This window comes from Desulfonema magnum, from assembly GCF_017377395.1.
Classification (GTDB): Bacteria; Desulfobacterota; Desulfobacteria; order Desulfobacterales; family 4be13; genus Desulfonema_C; species Desulfonema_C magnum.
This window is the reverse complement of the sequence record NZ_CP061800.1, coordinates 489,352-508,112: the sequence shown is the minus strand read 5'-3', so window position 1 is coordinate 508,112 and position 18,761 is coordinate 489,352. Positions and strand designations below refer to the sequence as shown.

Sequence of the window (18,761 nt, the reverse complement as noted above, 5' to 3'; positions counted from 1 at the left end):
GTATTTTACAATACAGAACGGGTGCAGTCTCTTTAGGACGAGGAATTTGACTAACCTTCCAACACTGTCGGATTTTGGTATAATATTCTATGATTCCTTACATACTGTTGCTGTTCATAAAATTTCCAATAACTCGGAAAATCGCCGCTTATTTTGACAGCTCTCAGTTTCAGTATGGCTTCCGCCCCTTTCAGACTCCGTCTCGCACCGGTTATCTCCATTCTGTCTTTTACCAGATGGCGGCAGGCTCCCTCAATGACTCCCGTGGCGACCGGATAACCTTTTTTAAGATATTCGTCATACTTCAGATATGTTGAATGAGTGAGCAGATATGTGGCACAGGAGTCTGCCGGTTCCCGGGTCGCTTTCTCCAATTGTCGGCGCGTCGCCGACCTTCCGATGCCTGATGCCACAAAGCTGCCTCTGCCATTGAGAATCCGGCTCAGTTTGTCAGAAACCCGCAGGTTCAGTTTTTCCTTATCACTCAGAACTTTTCCGGCTTTCCAAAGATAGCCCGGGACATGGATTATGTCACATATTATTGTCAGCTCCACTCCGAATTTTTTGGCCAGTTTTTTGAATTTTTTTTTATCTGATGAGGATCTCCGTCAGCAAGAACCACCCGTTGTTACCTCCCGTTAAGAGCGGCAACACAAAGACAAAAAATAGCTATATCATATCATTCTGAAATGATTAAAAAATTCTTGACAATCAAAGAAATCTGATATAGTTTTTTTATAGTCATTTGGCCTTTGTGCTTCCGACACAAGGTTGATTGATTAGGGCTTGGCGGGTGCTTCCAACACCTGCCGAGCCTGTTTGTTTTTTATGCTATGTATCAGGTTATATTTGTGTTGTCAATAAAAAGTCCGAAACGACTTTGAAAAGGACACGGAGTGTTTTTTTTAAATTTTTTCTTTATATAAAGATGCGCTTCTGATTTGTTAGGATATCTGCTAATTTTTTGTTAGGAGAACTCCTAATCTGATATTTTCAGATTGTCAGGGGGTTCAATTACAAATCAGTCGCTTAAATCCATATTCCATAAATATTAGCCGAGAACAATAACGGATTATATTTGTAATTTCAAGGAAAAGCTACAGTGTTGCCATTTGCTGATTAAACAGAAAGCCTTGTGGCGTTAAGCTACAGGGCTTTTTTGTTTGTAATATTTGACTTGACGGAAATGATCAGTTCTTTTATAAGGGGATTATTCTTTTTTGGGAATCATTTTGACTGATCCGGATTCGTTAGCTTGCAAAACAACTTTAATCAAGGAGGAAAACAATGAAGAAAATCGTATTTATGGCAATAGCCCTACTAATACTATCTGCATGCTCGACAATGCAACCACCACGTTACGCAATATCAGTAGATAATATCCAACAGCTTAAAAATTATGAGGGTGTTAAAACTGAGGTAGTTTCTCTTAATCAATCTGCAAACTTTAGTTCCAATTGTCGGTTAATGGGACCAATAGAACCAGCAGATGGACTGACAATTCCTCAGTTTATTTGTAAAGCACTCAATGATGAGTTTAAAATGGCCGGATTATATTCAACAGACGGAATTAAATTATCTGGAGATATTACAAAAATAGAATTTTCATCTATGGATGGTCTGACGAATGGCTACTGGGATATAGGTTTAAGGCTGAACTCTTCAAATGGAAAGAGCCTTTCGGTGAGTAATAAATACACATTTAAAAGTGGATTTGACGCAATAACAGCATGCAATGCAACTGCTGATGCCTTGTCGCCTGCTGTGCAAGACTTAATAAAAACGATGGTTATTAATCCTGAATTTGGCAAGCTGCTAAAATATTCGCCCTCTTCTCTGTCCGCAACGAAGGATAATGAAAAAATGATTGTCTCAAAAGAGACAGATATTTTAGGTTGGGAAAAAGCAAAATGGGGAATGAAACAATTTGAAGTTGCCGAAATTTATGAGGCGGAATGGGCAGAAGACGATCCGCCGCGATGTTTTATGAAGGATAAGGCAAAGGTTAAGGGGTATGAATTAAAAATCGGATTTTGGTTTGATAAGCGTGGCTCAACTGGAAAGCTGAATAAAGTAAAATTGGTATCAAGCATAAGTAACGCCAGAGATGATACCTATTTTGACAATCTGATTAATTATTATGTGGAAAAGTATGGCAAACCTGATTCAAGCGAAGCTGGCAGTTTGGGGCAAAAAACAAAATCGTGGCTAAAAAAGTCAGGTCAGATAAAAATAACAAAAGCTCCTGCCGGCAAGCCAGGAGATATGGTCATTCTGTTTTCGATAGAATATAGTCCCAACCTCGAAAATGGTATTGAACAGAAAAAAATATCATTGCCTGTCCATAATAGCGAATTTGATTTCAGAAAAGTTCGTTGGGGTATGACAAAGCGCAAAGTTATGGAATCCGAACCACTTAAACCGATTGTCGATAATGAGAGCAGTTTGTTTTATAAAACAGAAATTATAAGCAAGGATGTAATGCTTTCTTACGATTTTGTACAAAACAAATTGGTCAGAGCAGTATATCAGTTGAAAGAAAGGCATACAAATAAAAATAAGTATCTTCAGGATTATGAGAATTTTAAAAAAGTAATTACCCAAAAATACGGTCCGCCCCAGATAGATCGATACAAATGGGTTAATGACCTTTACAAAAAAGACAGAAGCAAATATGGTATGGCTTTAAGTGTGGGACATCTGATAGGTGGTGCTGTATGGGAAACCGAATTATCGGAAATTTCAGTTTCTATAAGCGGAGACAATTTTAAAATCAGTTGTCTTGTTGTCTATAAGAGTAAATCGTTGGCTCATTTACAAGAAAAAAAGGATGCCCAAAAAGCCATGGAAAATTTTTGATGCCCAAAAAAATGCGGTAACGATTTGTATTAAAAAATACTAAAGTTTATCGGCTTTATAATTCTACCTGTTGTATTTTCAGTTGGTTATGGACCATATTTCAGGCAATTTTAATGCAAGTTACTTATTTTAAATGATATATTAATATTTGCTTATTTTACGGACAGTTAAATTTCAAACAGCCCCGGATGAAAATCCTGAGATTTTCCTCCGCCTTTTTCATCCGGCGGACTTCGAATTACTCATACTTTACTTACAACACACGGTTTTTTATAAAAATATCTTTTATTTACAATGATATATTTATGATATGACAGCAAGTATAAGCAGTAATCATAAAAAATCGTCGGAAAGCCGAAAATTTTCTCTCAGATGTCCGAATTATGCCATGGCTGATCCGATAAAATTCCAACCTTATGATTTAATTATATTAAAAAATAAAAACAAATATTATCAGCAACTTGCATCAAATATGCCTAAAATATGATCTGTAAATTATTGATAATACAACAGGTAGAATTAAAAACCTGTTATACTTTAGTAAAAAATATAACCCTGCAATGAAGCAGGTGTAATATGAAACTACTGATTTAAATAGTTATTCTGTTCATCATCAATGAGAAACGGGAGTTCAACCTGTCGTGTTGCCGACAGTCTCTGAGATTTGACTAGCGAGCGTAGGTTGGGGTTGAGGAACAAAACCCAAAATTTTCATACTCCGTCAGACGTAAGCGATGTCCGCCGGTGTCGGGTTCCGTTCCTCAGCCCAGCCTGCACAACCACACAACTTTGTAATAAAAATTCATAATTATGCTCATTACAGTTGCGGAATTGCCTGAATATATAAGACGTGCGGAACGTCTTTTGGATGAAAACGAAAGAAACAGACTCATTGATCATCTTGCAGCTCATCCCGAAAGCGGTAAGATCATGCAGGGAACAGGCGGAATAAGAAAAATCAGATGGGCCCGTAAGGGAAAAGGAAAAAGCGGCGGAGTAAGAGTCATATATTACTTTTATGATGAGACCATGCCTCTGTTTCTGCTGACTGTTTTTGGTAAAAATGAAAAAGCCAATCTGAAAAAGTCGGAACGCAACGAACTTTCAGCATTAACTAAGAAAATTGTGGAATTATATAAAAGGAGGTAAGATGAGCGACACTTTTGACAGCATAAAAAAAGGACTTGAGGAAGCAGTTGAATATGCACAGGGAAACAAAAGCGGTGTAAGAGCTCATTTTCCATCGGTCCCCGATGTCAGGGCCATACGAAACAAGACAGGAATGAGTCAGAACGAATTCGCATCAACAATAGGAATCAGTCCTCAGACACTCAGATATTGGGAAAAAGGTCGGAGAAAGCCGAAAGGTCCGGTTCTGGTTTTGCTGAATATTATAGATAAGGCTCCCGATACCATTTTGGATATTTTATCACAATAATTCTTACCGATAATGATAACAGGATGAAATAATTACCCAAGAAGAACCTCAGCACAATTGAGGATGCTTTGGTGAAAGCGAGCGCAGGTTAGGTTGAAAAACGAAACCCCAAATTTTCGTACTCCGTCAGACATAAGCGATGTTCGCCGGTGTCGGGTTTCGCTCCTCAGCCTGCACTACCACACCACTTTTTATCTGATTCGGATAATCAAAATACCAAAAGGCAGATAAAAAAAGCAGAGAGCTAAAGTTTCTGATCTGTTTCAGGCTTCTCATGATTGACAGCCAGCATCTTTTTGAGTATATTTAATTTATGGAATGGACGGTCAGAGCTAAAAGAAAAGTTCAGAAACAAGTTGAAAAACTACCTGAAAATGTGAAAAAATTACTGGCAAGGCTCCTGGCGGAAATCAGAAGCTACGGGCCGGTAAGGGGCAACTGGCCGAATTACAGTTCATTAGGCGGCAACCGTCATCATTGTCATCTCAAAAAAGGCCGCCCCGCTTATGTGGCCGTATGGGAAGTCACAGACAAAGAAATACGATTAACGGAGGTGATTTATGTTGGAACACACGAAAAAACCCCCTGTTGAACTTAAATTTGTAGGCCCTCCCCGAAATAAGGAGAAAGCAATACAAGCTTTGAAGGGGCTGGGTTTTACAGAAGTGCGGGATACGATTTCATGGGAAGAACTGTTTCCCGAATATACAAAGGTGGAACTTCCCGGAGTGATCCTTGCCGGATCCCGTATAAAAGAGGGGCTCACTCAGAAACGGCTTTCCGAACTTACCGGAATCTCCCGGCATCATATATCTGAGATGGAAAACGGAAAAAGGCCCATAGAAAAAAATATGGCAAAGGCCCTGGCAAAGGCCCTGAATGTCGGTTTTAAAATTTTTTTGTAGTGCATTTTTTCATCTGAAACTATGTAATCGGACAATGCTTTTTCGTCACTTTGGGAATGCATCCAATTTTCGGTTCAAGCAATGTTCCGATGACCATTTCTCACCCTTGTTTGTCAGCATCTTTTATTCCCTGTGTTAAAAATAACGTATTGACAATATACAGTGAGCGGATGTTGGAGTGAGGAACGAAACCCAAAATCCTCGCACTCCGTCAGACATAAGCGATGTTCGCCGGTGTCGGGTTTCGCTCCTCATATTCAGTTCCCTGATTATCATTTGGGACTGACCACCTTTGGCCTGAATTCTCTTTTGACAGTCATCGGTTTTCTCCGAAGGCTGATGCCTCTGACACTCACCTTGTAAATTTGCAGATTGCCGACAACGGCGCACAGATATCCCAGGAATTTGGAATCTTCTTCAACCGGATAGCCATGCTCGCTGCAATATCTCGCATAATCAATAAACAGCTCACTTTTACCCGCCTTGTAATGAGGCCCCACAACACATACATCCTCCACGAAACAAGCCACGGCTTCCGTCGGGGTCGGCGCAAAAGGGTCGTCTGTGTCGTCATCTGTAAAATAATGCGTGGCCCCCATCAGTTCCAGGCAGTCATAACCCGTGGCGTTTCTGACAATTTCATTTGCGCTCAGAGTGGCTTTGCTACCTTTGAAGCCCATATTTCTGGCCATTTCCATTGCCGATGCTGTCTGAGCGGCCAATTCTCTGATCGGTATGCCCCGCTCTGATTCTGAAGCAAGGTTTTCTTTAACAACAAAATAATTTTTGACAAGCGCCCGCTGAATCTTCCAGGCAAGGTCATCAGAGAAAGGCTTGACAAGCATCAGATAGCCGGATTCAGTTATAAATTTAACAGGATTACGCTGTTTACCATCGCCGTTAACCATATTAACAGCGATAATTTCAGACCATTCTTCATAGGGAACATCAAAAAAATCTTCCTTTTCGATAAATTTATCTTTGTGCCGATAAAAAGCATTACGTGCTGCTCCGTCAGTTTTTTCATGAAGCCCATCAATCATCCTGAAAGTGACAACAGCCTGTCCCCGGTACTCAATGCGCTCCACTTCCTTTCCTTCAATATTTATCAGTCTTTTTTCCTGGTTCATATATCCCCTCCCTGCTTATCATTTGGGACCGACAACTTTTGGCCTGAACTCTCTCTTAACGGTCATCGGTTTCCTCCGAAGGCTGATGCCTCTGACGCTCACTTTGTAAATTTGCAGATTGCCGATAACAGCGCACAAATGTCCAAAAAATTTGGAATCTTCCTCGACAGAATATCCGTGTTCGCTGCAATATCTCGCATAATCAACAAACAGGTCCTTTTTGCCCGCCTTGTAATGAGGCCCCACAACACACGCATCTTCCACGAAACAGGCCACGGCTTCTGTCGGGGTCGGCGCAAAGGGATCGTCTGTGTCATCATCTGTAAAATAACGGGTGGCCCCCATTAATTCCAGGCAGTCATAACCAATGGTGTTTCTGACAATCTCGTTTGCACTCAGGCTGGCCTTGCTGCCTTTAAGTCCCAGCGCTCTGGCTGCCTCCATTGCAGATGTTATATAAGAAGCTAATTCTTTAAGCGGTATGCCCCGCTCTGATTCTGAAGCAAGGTTTTCTTTGGCAATGAAATAGTTATTAACAAGCGCACGCTGAATTTTCCAGGCAAAATCATCCTGAAAACTCTTGACTATCATCAGATAGCCGGACTGAAAAAGAAAAATCATAGAGCCGCGTCTTCCACCCATTTGTTGAACAGACGAATTTCGTCCGTTCAAAACCCCCTGATTTTTTGACCATTCGTCGTAAGGCAGTTCTATATAATCCTCATTCTCAATGAGTTTTTCCTTATGCTCGTGGAAAGTGCGTCTGGCTGTACCCTCCGGACGTTCATGAAGCTCATCAATCATTCTGAGCGTAGCCACAGCCTGCCCTTTATACTCAATGCGCTCCACTTCTTTTCCCTCAATATTCACCAAAAATTTTTCTTGTGTCATATATCCCCTCTTTGGCAATAAGCATCACCGCCGTCCCTCATATGGACGGCGGGTATTGTCTGCCAAAAAGTACAGGGAAAAAAGATAAGAAAGGGAAGGTGAATTTTCCCTTTCTTATCTTTTTTCCCTGTACTTTTGGAAACAGAACAACAAAATCCGTCAGAATCAGAATTTTTTTATGCTTTTCATATCCGCATCGGCATAACCACACTCAGATAACTTTTATCATTTTCACCTTCCACCAGGCAGGGTCGCCTTTCATCAATGATGTTCAGGACAGCGATATCATCTTCAAGCACATTCAGGGTTTCAATAAAATATTTCGGATTAAACGCCACCTCAACCGTATCCCCCTCAAACTCTATGGGCATTTCCTCCTTAGATTCGCCAATATCAGGATTTGTGGCAGTAACCAATAGTCTCCCTTCCCCGAAGTTAAAGATAACGCCCTTGTAAGTGTCAGAAGACAGAATGGACATTCTTTTCAGCATCATCAGAAACAACTGCCTGTCAATCTTGATAAGATGCCCGTCTCCCTTGACAATAATATCGTTGTATTTTGGAAAATCCCCCTCAAGGAGCCTGATAATAATCTTTTCAACATCTCTTTTAATGATAAAATGATTATCTTTAAAGCCGATCTGAACAGCCCCTTCGGAACCCAGAAATTTGGCAACCTCGTTCAACCCTTTTTTGGGAATAATAATACTAGGCCCCGGAGGCAATTCAGAATCTTTGTCATAACGATATTCAGCCACCGAAAGCCTGCTGCCGTCTGTGGAAACCATCTTAACACTTTTTTCATCATCATCAAGAACTCTCTCGAAATAAATTCCGTTAATATGGGCACGTTTGTCATCAGCGGCCCCGCTGATAATGACTGTTTTCTCTATCATTCTTTTTAAAGCTGCCGAATCAATTTCAAAAAACACAACATCTTCTATCTGAGGCGTGTCCGGAAAATCATCCGGATCCATTCCCACGATATGATATTCAATATTCTGATTGCCGATCTCAATCCAGCGTTTTTCAGTTTCATTGAAGTGTATCTCACCATGGGGAAAATCTTTTACAATTTCATAAAGCTTTTTTGCATTAATAGCGATAAGGCCTTCTGATTCCACAGCAGCCGGATAAGACCCTTCCAGACCTGTTTCAAGATCAGTTGCAATAAGTGTGATACTGGCATCAGACGCTTTTATTAAAACAGTTTCAGTGATGGCAAGATTGGTTTTTCTTCCGGTCAGTCCCTGAAGCTTTGATAATACATTACGAATATCGTTTTTGTTTATTGAGAATTTCATGGATATTCCTTGAATTGATTTTTGTAGAAAAAAGTGTTAGGTGTTAGGTGTCAGGTGTTAAGAAAAATTTAAAAAGATACTATTTATTACGACTGTCAGGCCATGACCCTTTATGAATATATCCATTGCCTTACAAGCGGAACAATATTTTCATTCCAGTCTTTGGAAAGCCTTAATTTTACAAAATATTTAAAAACATTGTCAACAAAGATGACCGCTTTTTCATAAAGGTATGCTTTTTCAAGCACAGCTCCCTCAATATCATCTTTTGACTCAATGGCCCCGGTCTCAGGTGGTTTGAGATTTGCAATGTTGAAACTTTCGCCCTTGATGGTAAACCGCCATTCCTGCTGATCATCTGATTTATAAGAAAGATTCAGTTCAGTGACAACCGCGCCTTTTTTTAATGCCAGCATTCCCTCTTCAAGACCCGCATCATCCCCTTTTATGGTAACAGTTTCTCCGGCATCGTTGATATTGTTTTCAAGCACAATCCGATTTCCGATTTCAAGGGAAGAGATTTCCGGTTCCAGTTCTTTTAATTTGTTCCGGTCTTTCTCAATAAGAAACCATAGCCATGTCAGAAACTCATAGCCTAAAAATTTGTAACGATTATAAGAGACAGAAACATCAAGCATAGGTTACTCCGTAAATTTTGTGGGGGAAATGCCGGACAATGTATCACGTTCCGTATCGGAAAGGTCTGTCATGAGGTCGGCAATTGTATATGGAAAAAGCCGAATCAGGGTCAGTTTGAATGATTTTGAAAACAATGTTTCCAGGGCCTCATTGGCAGCTTTCTGAGTGGAAAAGAACCACAGCAAAGCATCTTCCTTATTCCATATGATATCATAAATATTGGGCGTGGCCAGCGTGCGCTGGTTCAGCATGCTTACAACATTCTCTTTTAAAAGTCTTTTTTCATTTCTTGACAAATGTTCCCTTCCGCTTTCAGCAAGTTGTTTAGCCATCTCCAGGGTATAATGTTTTTTGACAATTTTTGAGGGGACTGTTTTTTTGTCAATTCTTAATGAAAAAACCAGATAAGTGCCAATAACAAAAGAAGAGCCTTTGAAATCGGGCTTAAACGGGTTTTCAAAAGATGTCCATCCGACAACGCTTTCTGCAATATCGCCGTCTATATCTGTAATAACGTTTTTACTGAGACCGTCTGTAATTGTTTCAAGAACAGGTGTTTCAAATTCGCCTTCAACTTTATAACGGGTCACAGATACCGAAGCTGATAATAATCCCATAGATTTACTCCGTATTTTTTAACAGCAGCTAAAATCAGGGCATATATAGCTTGTTTACAAAACGATTACAAGAGATTTTTCCTGCCAATTTCATCTTTTGTTTTTTATTCTGTTTTATGTTCAGACTTGTTTCTTATTTTTAAAAAGCTTTTATATATAATAATATTATTAAGGGGGCAAATTGTTCATAAGTCAATTAACCTCCTGTTTTTAGGGGGATAGTTATGAACAATGCATTGTTCATAACTATGGACTTATGAACATCAAAAAAAAAAATGTTCATAAGTCCCTAGTTATGAACATTTTATGAACAATGCATTGTTCATAAGTCCATTAACCTTTTGATTTTTTTTGATAAAAAATCGAATTTTTACTATTGTGCAATTTGTAAACTTTTGATTTTATAATAAAAACAAAAAAACGTCTTTGAAAAGTTATGAACAATTTGACAAAGTTTCTCTGATGTCGGAAAAATTTTTCAGATCATTTTTGTAATCTGAAAACGCGATGTTCATAACTCGGGGCGGGAAAATGCGGTTGTCTTTTTAATATTCTGATTTTATAGTATAAAATATCAACAAGACTTTAAAAAAGTTATGAACAATTTGAAACATATTGATTTCACGAATAAAAAACGCATATTTTTTGTCATGCCCTGATAAATCTGAAGAAAAAAGGGGTGTAAAAAGCGATATCCGGAAGAATTCTCAATATCAGATAAAAATATGAATATTATTTGATAAATGAATTTTTATTTAATATCTGAATATTCATCTATCAGATGAATGTTTATTGTTTGTTTGGACAGTTTTTTACCGTGAGAATATATTTTGAAAACCCGGGGGGTATCTGAGAATATTTTCATAACCGGGAGCGAAAAACCCGGGTTTTTCATGAGCGTTTAATATTTATGATCAAACGTTTTTTTCAGCTTGCTTATTGGCAATAAGATGTAATATAAAAATATATGGCAGATTCAGGTTATGAAAAATAACGGGTGCCTGCCCCGATAAACATTTCAGTTTGTGGTTCCGCGTTCAGGCGGAACCACGAACTGAATACCCGGTAGGGTGGGTGAAGCGAAGCGCAACCCACCGCACAAGGTGGGTTGCGCTTCGCTTCACCCACCCTACATTTTATTTCGAGTTCCCTTATTATTGGAAATCACCTGCCAGTGCGGTGGGTTGCGCTTCGCTTCACCCACCCTACATTTTATTTCGAGTTCCCTTATTATTGGAAATCACCTGCCAGTGCGGTGGGTTGCGCTTCGCTTCACCCACCCTACATTTTATTTTGAGTTCCCTTATTATTGGAAATCGCCTGCCAGTCTCAACATAGGAGGATTTGTTATGGTTAAAAAAATTTTAATATTAACGGCGCTGTCACTGTTATTTTTGGGGTGTGAAGATGGCCTTCGTCTCAAAATCCGATACGACCAAATTCAGGGGCTGAAACAGGGAGACCGCGTATTTTTTGAAAACAATCATATCGGTAATGTAACGGATGTTGTTTATACGGCAGATGGAGATTACCTGGCCAGTGTGGCGATCCGAAAAGACTTTGCAAACGCTGCCACAGAGCATTCCAAATTTTACATTATAACGGACCCCCGGGATAATGAAAAAAAGGCCATTGAAATAAATCTGTCTCAGAAAGACGGAGAACCTCTGCAAGACGGCGCTGTCATTGACGGAAGCACCAGAGCTTTGGCGTTCTTTGATCAGGTATTGGGTAAGTTTGACAAGGGAGTTGAAACCCTTAAAAACGGGTTTGATCAGTTTTTGGAAGACCTGAGCGGCGTTCCGGAAAGCGAAGATTTCAAAGCACTTGAAAAAGAATTAGATGAACTGGCCGAGGATATGAAACAGTCAGGGAAATCTGTTCAGGAAAAGATACGGAAAGAAGTGTTGCCCAAACTAAAAGAGGAGCTTGACAAACTGCGGGAAGAACTTCGGAAGTTCGGACGGGAAAAGGAGTTGGACCCGCTTGAAGATAAGATCAAAAAAATCAAAAAAGAAGTTTAAAGCAGAATGACTTGGTTATGGTTTTGGGAAAAAGGTCGGATTGACGATCTCGTTGAACTCGTTGAACTCGTTGAACTCGTTGAACTCGTTCCCACGCTTTGCGTGGGAATGCAGAGGGGACGCTTCCGTCCCGGTCTCATGATTGAACTCGTTCCCACGCTTTGCGTGGGAATGCAGAGGGGACGCTTCGCGTCCCGGTCTCATGATTCCGTGCGCTGTCCCGAATGCGAAGCGAGGGAACGAGGAAAACAAAGAAATGACATCCAACCTGTATGCTCTGATTCGAAAGGAAAAATTAGCAATGGAAACATATTACAAACCAGAAGACCTTCCGAAATTCGATGAAATTGGGAAAGATGCCCCTGAATTGGCCAAGAAGTTTTTTGAATACTACAACGCTGTATTTGCCGAAGGCGAACTCACAGAGAGAGAAAAATCGCTCATAGCTCTGGCCGTGGCACATGCTGTACAGTGTCCTTACTGCATTGACGCCTATACGCAGGCATGTCTGGAAAAAGGTTCCAATCTGGCTGAAATGACAGAAGCGGTTCACGTTGTGACGGCCATACGAGGCGGGTCATCCCTTGTTCACGGAATTCAGATGCGAAATATTGCTGAAAAATTATCTATGTGATCATGACCACACAACCTTTCAACCAGACCCTGTTAAGTCAAGGTATCCGGTTAGTCCGGGAACAAACCGCCACATTACAGGTGAATCTCGGTTTTCTCTGCAATCAGACATGCCGACATTGTCATCTCAGTGCGGGTCCCGGTCGCAGGGAGAACATGGACTCGGAAACTGTCCGGGAAGTGATCTCTTATGCCCGGAGAAGTCATTTTGAAGTAATAGATATCACTGGCGGCGCGCCTGAACTCAACCCGAATCTTGTCCGTTTTATTGAAGAAATTTCTCCTCTTGCCTCACGGATTATGCTTCGTTCCAATCTCTCCGCTTTGAATGACGGCAAAAGAGATTATCTGAGGAATGTATTCAAATCCCATCGTGTGATCATTGTCGCGTCTTTTCCTTCTTTAAATGAGGCGCAGGCAGATTCACAGCGAGGAAAAGGCATTTTTGAAAAAAGTATTGATGCTCTCAGGAAACTGAACGCCATGGGCTACGGAAAAGAAGGAACCGGTCTGAAACTCAATCTGGTCTCCAATCCTACCGGCGCATTTCTTCCTCCGTCGCAGACTGACACGGAAAAAAGATTCCGCAAGATTTTAGATAAAAAATGGGGCATTGTTTTTAATAATCTGTTTAGTTTCGCCAATGTTCCCCTGGGACGGTTTCGTGAGTGGCTTGTGATGTCCGGAAATTTTGACAGATATATGGACAAACTCTTCTCTGCTTTTAATCCCTGTGCCATTGACAAGCTCATGTGCCGGACGCTTGTTTCTGTTTCCATCTTTATGATTGTGATTTTAATTTGGCCAGGGGGCTTTGTATGGGAGGACAGAAAATCCATATATCCGAGATGCCGGGACCTCCGGAGCCGGGCAGTCATATTGCTGTGGCGGATCATTGTTATACCTGCACGGCCGGATCCGGATTCACATGAGGCGGAGCCATTAAGACCTGAGTTACAGGTTAAAAAAAAAACTGAGGCTTTTCAAAAAACTTAGTTTTTTTCCGGATTCGCCGCAGGATCTGTCACTTAATTTAAGCTGTTTAAAAAATAATTTTCTATTTTTATTTAAAACATACTAATATTATTTATAATTACAATACCGATCATAAAATATCGCCTGCCATATCATTTCTGCTTTCACAGAAATGACATCTTATGACAGGTTATTTTTTTAATGGATGGTATAAGTCACAAGGAGGAATGGTGGAAAGAGCTGTCTTATGGTTCAAATGCGCCGCGGTCCATGACCCGGTCCGTCCCGTGGTTCGGAGACCTGCCGCGCTTGGCTGGGAAGCAAAGCACCGGCAGGTGGATTTGGTGATAGAGCGTCCCCCGGGAGGAGAGGAACTGCTTCGTCGTATGAAGGGCTGGTTTTCGGCTGATGTTTATCTGACCATTGATACAATCCGGCCGTATGGTAAGCTGAAAATTCTGGATGATTATCATTTGGTGGTGGAAACAAAAGACATGGCAGACATGGACTCCCTCTCAGATAAACTGGCCGAGGTATTTGATGAGGAAGTATGGGTTGAGCATATACCCAAGACCCGGTTGGCGTAACAAATCACACAATCAAACTCATGTGAATAAACAGACATGATCGGAAATAAGCGGCCGGACATCCGGAGTGCCAAACTCGCAGTTTGGCGAAGTTCCTGGATTTCTCCGGCGGAGACACACCTTGCCAAACTGCAAGTTTGACTCCGGATGTCCGTTTTCGCGACGCTGATTTTTATTTCCAATGAAGTCTGATGGTTTTGGAAAGGAAGTGTCTGATGGATATATTTTCAGCGATGAAACAAAGAAAAAGCGCCAGGGCTTATCTGGACAAGCCTGTTTCCCGTGCTGACATAGAAGAAATTTTTAAATACGCAGGTCTGGCCCCTTCGGCGATTAACCTGCAACCCTGGGAATTTGTGGTCACTTATGGCGAAGAAAAGGACCGGCTGGTTCGCCGTCTTCAGAAAGTTCACGCTGAACGTGATGTCTCCTGTGGTCCCGGAACATCCGCACCGCTGCCCGAAAGGTTTTCCAAAAGAGGCAGCAAAGCATTGAAGGCCATGGAACCGCAGGTTTCCAAACTGAACCTGCCGTTTAATGAATTTGTTGAGAAAGGGAGCTGTTCTTTTTACGGCGCACCTGTTGCCATTATTGTCACCATAGACAGGGTGTTCCCTCAAATACGATATCTGGATGTGGGGCTGTCTGTGTCTTATTTGCTTCTGGCGGCTCATGCCAAAGGACTGGGGACCTGTCCCATCGGACTTATCACCGCGTATGCGGATGATATTGCGGATGTACTCAGTATTCCGGAAGAAAAGGAAATTGTGCTGGCGATTTCCCTGGGATATGCGGATGAAGCTTCGCCTGCCAATGATTTTAAAACAGACCGGGAGCCATTGTCTGAAATTTTTACCTGGTACGAATAGTTGTGATGATCTTCTCTGTGACAGGCCGTGTTCTCGGCCCGCGTTACAGAGGAGTGTAAAAAATTTTATTTTTTTTTCCAGCGTGCGAAAAATAGTTTTTATACCCGATCATCAAGTTTTTGTCATTCCTGCGAAAGCAGGAATCCACAGCTCATGGAATTATAGCTGACAAGATCACGCAGGGAACGGCCGAGAACAGCTCGGTAAGTTAAGTACCTGAGCAACAGTTTTTCATACATCTTTTTTTCCGAGGCGGCTGAGAAACCCGGGTTTTTCCTTCACGGGCGGCGGATCATTCCGGAAAAAAGCCGGGTTTCTTCCCCGGGTAAATATAGAAAACTTATGGTTAGGTACTTATTTGCCATCAGGTGAATCCCAAATGAAGGCGTCGGCTGATTTGGGAGAGATATTCAATCATGCGTGCAGTAATCCAAAGAGTAAAAGAAAGTGCCGTATCCGTAGATAACGAGGTTGTCGGAAAAATTAGCAGGGGACTGATGGTGCTTCTCGGGGTGGCAAAGGAAGACACTGCCAAAGAAGCGGATTATCTTACAGAGAAAATCGTGAATCTGAGAATTTTTGAAGATGAAGCTGGTAAAATGAACAAATCCCTGCTTGAAACTGGCGGAGAGATGCTTGTGGTATCCCAGTTCACCTTATTGGGGGACTGCCGGAAAGGACGGCGTCCCTCATTTATCAACGCGGCCGGACCGGACAAGGCCAATGAACTTTATGAATATTTTGTAACACAGGTCCGGCAAAAAGGAATTTCTGTTCAGACAGGTCAGTTCCGCGCCATGATGGATGTCTCATTAATCAATGACGGGCCCGTAACGCTGATAGTGGAGAGTAAATAAAATGATGCTGAAAAAAAATTACATCATATGGATGGCTTTTTTCTGTTTTATGTTCCTCGGACAACCGGAAGTCCTTTGGGCCGGAAAATTAAATCACATAAAAAAATTCATCGGAAAGAAAGATGCCATACTGGTTACGGACTCCCGGGGCAATGTCCTGCTTTCCAAAAACGCGGATAACGATCTGATTCCTGCTTCCACATTGAAAATATTCACATCTCTTGCAGGACTTCATTATCTGGGACAGGATTTCAGGTTTGTCACTGAATTTTATATGGACAACGATTCAAACCTGAAAATAAAGGGATATGGCGATCCCCTTCTGATCTCGGAAATTCTGGCTGAACTATCCGAAACCCTTGGTGGAAAAATTCAACAATTTAATGATCTTGTTTTGGATAATTCATATTTTGACCCGATCATTATTCCCGGAGTCACAACAACACTGAATCCATATGATTCGCCGAACGGTGCATTGTGTGTCAATTTCAATACGGTTTATGCCAAGCAAAAAAACGGGGGGTATGTGAGTGCCGAGCCTCAGACTCCTCTTTTACCGTTTGCATTAAAAAAAATAAAGAAATACGGGCTGAAAAAGGAACGGGTGGTGTTTTCTCAGGAACAGGATGAAATTACTCTTTATGCAGGACATCTTTTTCAATATTTTCTGAAAAAACAAGGGATAAAATCAGAAGGGAAGATAAGACTGGGAAGAATTGACAAACAAAACGACACGCTTATTTTCAAATACACTTCACGGTTTTCCATGGAGGATGTCATAAAAAAACTTCTTGAATATTCTAATAATTTTATCGCAAACCAAGTGTTCGTCACTATGGGCGCAAAAGTTTATGGTCCACCGGGAACTTTGGCCAAAGGCGTTCACGCGGCGTCAGCTTATGCAAAGAATATTCTGAAGACAGAAAATATCCGAATTACCGAAGGCTCCGGAATATCGAGAAAAAACAAGATTTCTGCAAAAGATTTATACAAATTTCTTGAGACATTCGAGCCTTATCACACACTCATGCGCCATGAGGGCAACGAATACTATAAAACCGGGAGCCTCAGCCGCGTCAAAACAAGAGCAGGCTATATTGAAGACAAAAACGGAGAATTGTACCGGTTTGTCTTGATGCTGAACACACCTCGGAAATCAACCCATGGCATCATGTCAAAATTACAGAAAGCTCTGCCGTGAAATACCACTCGTGACCGCCGCCAAACACACGGTCATTGGCGTGTTCCTCGCAAAAATGGACAAACAAAGTCTAAGGTTTCTTGCCGTCTGTAATAAAGCCATATGCGCTGTGATTATGAATGGATTCAAAATTTTCAGCGCTTACGGCAAACCAGGTGATATTATCATCTTCTTTCAGTTCCTGGGCAACATCCCGGACAATATCTTCCACAAATTTGGGGTTGCCGTACCCTTTTTCCGTGACGCATTTTTCATCAACACGTTTTAACACCGAATAGACTTCACATGACGCGCATCGCTCCACCAGTTCGATCATATCTTCTATCCATATGAATTTTTTGAACCGCGTTCTGAGCCGAACCTCTCCGCGTTGATTATGTGCGCCCTGGTCACTGATTTCCTTTGAACACGGACACACGGACGTAATCGGAACAACAACTTCTGACATAAGATCAATTTTGCCATAAGGATCGCTTGATCCGATAAGGCTGCATGTATAGTCCATCAGTCCCGGAGAAGCGCTGACCGGGGCCTTTTTCTCCATAAAATAGGGAAAACTCACTTCCATATGCGCGGAAGCCGCATTTAAATAGGTTTTCATCTGCTCAAGTATCTCTGAAAATTTTTTTAAAGAAACTTCCGGACGGAACAAATGAAGCATTTCCACAAAGCGGCTCATATGCGTTCCCTTATATTTGTCGGGCAGATCAACAAACATGTTTATTGAGGCTACAGTATGCTGAAAGCCGTTTTTCCGGTCCAGAACTGTTATGGGATATCTGAGATTTTTTATCCCCACCTTATCTATCGGTATATTGCGATAATCACGCTGGTTTTGAATATCTATCATGACTGAGGCTTATAATTTTTTTTATTTGTTTTGTGTTTTGCGCCGCATAATGAATCAGGCACAAACTGCCACATGACCCAATAAGTTCCGAGGGGTGAGAAAAATTCAGAAAATCCGAAATCATGTTGAAAAATTGTTTTATGCCCGTCAGAATTTAGTTGGTCATCTGCTACCGGAGATTATTTTAACAAATATTCCGGTTTCACATGGCTCATGGCTCTGAATATATTTCCCCTGATTTTTTTGTTGCTTCTGTACAACTGCTTTAAAAGCATTTTGATCTCCTGTCGTTTGGAAACGTTTGCACTGGGGCATGTATTCACAAAGTTCGGGAAATTCCGGGTTCTTGCGAAACGTCTGATCACAGCTTCATCTGCAAAGGCCAGGGGACGTATGATAGTAAATTTGTCTTCAAAAAAAGACTGGTACGGGACCATGGTACTGATTTCACCGGCATAGCACATATTCAGAAACAGGGTCTCAATTATGTCGTCCTTGTGATGACCCAGCGCCAGCTTGTTACACCCGAGTTCGTCTGCAATTTCAAACAGACGTTTTCTCCGTAAGCGGGAACATAGGAAACAGGGATTTTCCCGGTTTTCGGAACTGTGTGCCAGAACACCGTAATCTGTATGTTCTGTCCGGATATGATATCCCATTTTCTCTGAATAGCTTTCAAGGGAAACTGATTTCCTCTTGTTTCCGGAGTCGGCATCGGTAACAAGAGGAAATCCGGAATCAATGTGAATGGCAAACAACTCATAACTGATAGGGATACGGGGGAGACGTTCGTTTAAAATCCACATCAGGGTAAGACTGTCTTTTCCACCGGAAAGTCCTACCGCGATCCGGTCCCCGTCCGATATCATATTATAGTGATGAAGGGCTTTGCCAACAGCCCTGTTCAGAGTTTTATATGTATGGCCGCCAGACATTATTATGGTTTGTCATCTGTTGCTCCCTGAACCCGTAGCAAATGACA

At 41.4% G+C, this 18,761-nt stretch carries 20 protein-coding genes and 1 pseudogene; 13 read left to right on the top strand and 8 right to left on the bottom strand.

Annotated elements, in window-relative coordinates; genetic code table 11:
- Window positions 1-50 precede the first annotated feature (50 nt).
- Window positions 51-622: pseudogene (locus dnm_RS02025) on the bottom strand (ISKra4-like element ISBeg3 family transposase); the annotation flags it as partial.
- 665 nt (window positions 623-1,287) lie between these two features.
- Between dnm_RS02025 and dnm_RS02020 the strand changes: the two are divergent.
- The 5 genes from dnm_RS02020 (at window position 1,288) to dnm_RS02000 (ending at window position 5,202) form a co-directional block, all read left to right on the top strand.
- Window positions 1,288-2,859: a putative periplasmic lipoprotein gene (locus tag dnm_RS02020; protein ID WP_207681056.1), complete on the top strand. Its 1,572-nt coding sequence runs from the start codon at window positions 1,288-1,290 to the stop codon at window positions 2,857-2,859.
- An 810-nt stretch (window positions 2,860-3,669) separates the two neighbouring features.
- A complete protein-coding gene (locus dnm_RS02015; RefSeq protein WP_207681055.1) occupies window positions 3,670-4,008 on the top strand; it encodes a type II toxin-antitoxin system RelE/ParE family toxin in 339 nt (112 codons plus the stop codon).
- Window position 4,009: 1 nt separating this feature from the next.
- The gene (gene relB / locus dnm_RS02010) at window positions 4,010-4,297 is read left to right on the top strand and encodes a type II toxin-antitoxin system RelB family anti-toxin transcriptional regulator (protein ID WP_207681054.1); all 288 of its coding nucleotides are present in this window, start codon (window positions 4,010-4,012) and stop codon (window positions 4,295-4,297) included.
- Between the two features lie 313 nt (window positions 4,298-4,610).
- Window positions 4,611-4,889, top strand: a complete 279-nt coding sequence (locus dnm_RS02005) for a type II toxin-antitoxin system RelE family toxin (protein ID WP_207681053.1) — start codon at window positions 4,611-4,613, stop codon at window positions 4,887-4,889.
- Window positions 4,858-5,202 carry a helix-turn-helix domain-containing protein gene (locus dnm_RS02000; protein ID WP_207681052.1) on the top strand — a complete coding sequence of 115 codons (345 nt, stop codon included), beginning with the start codon at window positions 4,858-4,860 and terminating at the stop codon, window positions 5,200-5,202. The genes dnm_RS02005 and dnm_RS02000 overlap by 32 nt, the downstream gene beginning before the upstream one ends.
- Window positions 5,203-5,474: 272 nt before the next feature.
- Here the strand turns inward: dnm_RS02000 and dnm_RS01995 are convergent, their stop codons facing one another.
- From dnm_RS01995 to rdgC, 5 genes are all read right to left on the bottom strand, one after another.
- A complete protein-coding gene (locus dnm_RS01995) occupies window positions 5,475-6,332 on the bottom strand; it encodes an ORF6N domain-containing protein (protein WP_207681051.1) in 858 nt (285 codons plus the stop codon).
- Window positions 6,333-6,350: 18 nt separating this feature from the next.
- The gene (locus dnm_RS01990; protein WP_207681050.1) at window positions 6,351-7,223 is read right to left on the bottom strand and encodes an ORF6N domain-containing protein; all 873 of its coding nucleotides are present in this window, start codon (window positions 7,221-7,223) and stop codon (window positions 6,351-6,353) included.
- A gap of 185 nt (window positions 7,224-7,408) precedes the next feature.
- The gene (gene dnaN / locus dnm_RS01985) at window positions 7,409-8,527 is read right to left on the bottom strand and encodes a DNA polymerase III subunit beta (protein ID WP_207681049.1); all 1,119 of its coding nucleotides are present in this window, start codon (window positions 8,525-8,527) and stop codon (window positions 7,409-7,411) included.
- 110 nt (window positions 8,528-8,637) lie between these two features.
- Window positions 8,638-9,165 carry a hypothetical protein gene (locus dnm_RS01980; protein WP_207681048.1) on the bottom strand — a complete coding sequence of 176 codons (528 nt, stop codon included), beginning with the start codon at window positions 9,163-9,165 and terminating at the stop codon, window positions 8,638-8,640.
- Window positions 9,166-9,168: 3 nt separating this feature from the next.
- Window positions 9,169-9,783: a recombination-associated protein RdgC gene (rdgC, locus tag dnm_RS01975; RefSeq protein WP_207681047.1), complete on the bottom strand. Its 615-nt coding sequence runs from the start codon at window positions 9,781-9,783 to the stop codon at window positions 9,169-9,171.
- A gap of 1,349 nt (window positions 9,784-11,132) precedes the next feature.
- Between rdgC and dnm_RS01970 the strand changes: the two genes are divergently transcribed.
- The 8 genes from dnm_RS01970 to dnm_RS01935 all read left to right on the top strand — a co-directional run bounded on the left by dnm_RS01970 (window position 11,133) and on the right by dnm_RS01935 (window position 16,929).
- Window positions 11,133-11,807, top strand: coding sequence for an MlaD family protein (locus dnm_RS01970; RefSeq protein ID WP_207681046.1), 675 nt, complete (start codon window positions 11,133-11,135; stop codon window positions 11,805-11,807).
- A gap of 6 nt (window positions 11,808-11,813) precedes the next feature.
- Window positions 11,814-12,152, top strand: a complete 339-nt coding sequence (locus dnm_RS01965) for a hypothetical protein (protein WP_207681045.1) — start codon at window positions 11,814-11,816, stop codon at window positions 12,150-12,152.
- A complete protein-coding gene (locus dnm_RS01960; protein WP_207681044.1) occupies window positions 12,109-12,441 on the top strand; it encodes an arsenosugar biosynthesis-associated peroxidase-like protein in 333 nt (110 codons plus the stop codon). The genes dnm_RS01965 and dnm_RS01960 overlap by 44 nt, the downstream gene beginning before the upstream one ends.
- A gap of 2 nt (window positions 12,442-12,443) precedes the next feature.
- The gene (gene arsS, locus dnm_RS01955; protein ID WP_207681043.1) at window positions 12,444-13,436 is read left to right on the top strand and encodes an arsenosugar biosynthesis radical SAM (seleno)protein ArsS; all 993 of its coding nucleotides are present in this window, start codon (window positions 12,444-12,446) and stop codon (window positions 13,434-13,436) included.
- 206 nt (window positions 13,437-13,642) lie between these two features.
- Window positions 13,643-14,002 carry a hypothetical protein gene (locus dnm_RS01950; RefSeq protein WP_207681042.1) on the top strand — a complete coding sequence of 120 codons (360 nt, stop codon included), beginning with the start codon at window positions 13,643-13,645 and terminating at the stop codon, window positions 14,000-14,002.
- Between the two features lie 215 nt (window positions 14,003-14,217).
- Entirely contained in the window at window positions 14,218-14,871 is a 654-nt protein-coding gene (locus dnm_RS01945; RefSeq protein ID WP_207681041.1) for a nitroreductase, read from the top strand.
- 416 nt (window positions 14,872-15,287) lie between these two features.
- Window positions 15,288-15,728 carry a D-aminoacyl-tRNA deacylase gene (gene dtd / locus dnm_RS01940; RefSeq protein ID WP_207681040.1) on the top strand — a complete coding sequence of 147 codons (441 nt, stop codon included), beginning with the start codon at window positions 15,288-15,290 and terminating at the stop codon, window positions 15,726-15,728.
- Between the two features lies 1 nt (window position 15,729).
- Window positions 15,730-16,929 (top strand): D-alanyl-D-alanine carboxypeptidase/D-alanyl-D-alanine-endopeptidase, encoded by a 1,200-nt coding sequence (locus dnm_RS01935; RefSeq protein WP_207681039.1) that lies wholly within the window; start codon window positions 15,730-15,732, stop codon window positions 16,927-16,929.
- A gap of 70 nt (window positions 16,930-16,999) precedes the next feature.
- Here dnm_RS01935 and folE2 read toward each other — a convergent pair whose 3' ends face one another.
- Both folE2 and dnm_RS01925 read right to left on the bottom strand, forming a co-directional pair.
- Window positions 17,000-17,779, bottom strand: coding sequence for a GTP cyclohydrolase FolE2 (gene folE2, locus dnm_RS01930; protein WP_207681038.1), 780 nt, complete (start codon window positions 17,777-17,779; stop codon window positions 17,000-17,002).
- A 179-nt stretch (window positions 17,780-17,958) separates the two neighbouring features.
- Window positions 17,959-18,714: a PP-loop family protein gene (locus tag dnm_RS01925; protein WP_207681037.1), complete on the bottom strand. Its 756-nt coding sequence runs from the start codon at window positions 18,712-18,714 to the stop codon at window positions 17,959-17,961.
- Between the last annotated feature and the right edge of the window lie 47 nt (window positions 18,715-18,761).

Coding starts and splice junctions, on each gene's coding strand:
- dnm_RS01980 (WP_207681048.1), bottom strand. CDS start 9,165: ATGCTTGATGTTTCTGTCTCTTATAATCGTTACAAATTTTTAGGCTAT.
- rdgC (WP_207681047.1), bottom strand. CDS start 9,783: ATGGGATTATTATCAGCTTCGGTATCTGTGACCCGTTATAAAGTTGAA.
- relB (WP_207681054.1), top strand. CDS start 4,010: ATGAGCGACACTTTTGACAGCATAAAAAAAGGACTTGAGGAAGCAGTT.
- dnm_RS01935 (WP_207681039.1), top strand. CDS start 15,730: ATGATGCTGAAAAAAAATTACATCATATGGATGGCTTTTTTCTGTTTT.
- folE2 (WP_207681038.1), bottom strand. CDS start 17,779: ATGATAGATATTCAAAACCAGCGTGATTATCGCAATATACCGATAGAT.
- dnm_RS01960 (WP_207681044.1), top strand. CDS start 12,109: ATGGAAACATATTACAAACCAGAAGACCTTCCGAAATTCGATGAAATT.
- dnm_RS02000 (WP_207681052.1), top strand. CDS start 4,858: ATGTTGGAACACACGAAAAAACCCCCTGTTGAACTTAAATTTGTAGGC.
- dnm_RS02015 (WP_207681055.1), top strand. CDS start 3,670: ATGCTCATTACAGTTGCGGAATTGCCTGAATATATAAGACGTGCGGAA.
- dnm_RS01925 (WP_207681037.1), bottom strand. CDS start 18,714: ATGTCTGGCGGCCATACATATAAAACTCTGAACAGGGCTGTTGGCAAA.
- dnm_RS01995 (WP_207681051.1), bottom strand. CDS start 6,332: ATGAACCAGGAAAAAAGACTGATAAATATTGAAGGAAAGGAAGTGGAG.
- dnm_RS02005 (WP_207681053.1), top strand. CDS start 4,611: ATGGAATGGACGGTCAGAGCTAAAAGAAAAGTTCAGAAACAAGTTGAA.
- dnaN (WP_207681049.1), bottom strand. CDS start 8,527: ATGAAATTCTCAATAAACAAAAACGATATTCGTAATGTATTATCAAAG.
- arsS (WP_207681043.1), top strand. CDS start 12,444: ATGACCACACAACCTTTCAACCAGACCCTGTTAAGTCAAGGTATCCGG.
- dnm_RS01970 (WP_207681046.1), top strand. CDS start 11,133: ATGGTTAAAAAAATTTTAATATTAACGGCGCTGTCACTGTTATTTTTG.
- dnm_RS01990 (WP_207681050.1), bottom strand. CDS start 7,223: ATGACACAAGAAAAATTTTTGGTGAATATTGAGGGAAAAGAAGTGGAG.
- dtd (WP_207681040.1), top strand. CDS start 15,288: ATGCGTGCAGTAATCCAAAGAGTAAAAGAAAGTGCCGTATCCGTAGAT.
- dnm_RS01950 (WP_207681042.1), top strand. CDS start 13,643: ATGGTGGAAAGAGCTGTCTTATGGTTCAAATGCGCCGCGGTCCATGAC.
- dnm_RS01965 (WP_207681045.1), top strand. CDS start 11,814: ATGACTTGGTTATGGTTTTGGGAAAAAGGTCGGATTGACGATCTCGTT.
- dnm_RS01945 (WP_207681041.1), top strand. CDS start 14,218: ATGGATATATTTTCAGCGATGAAACAAAGAAAAAGCGCCAGGGCTTAT.
- dnm_RS02020 (WP_207681056.1), top strand. CDS start 1,288: ATGAAGAAAATCGTATTTATGGCAATAGCCCTACTAATACTATCTGCA.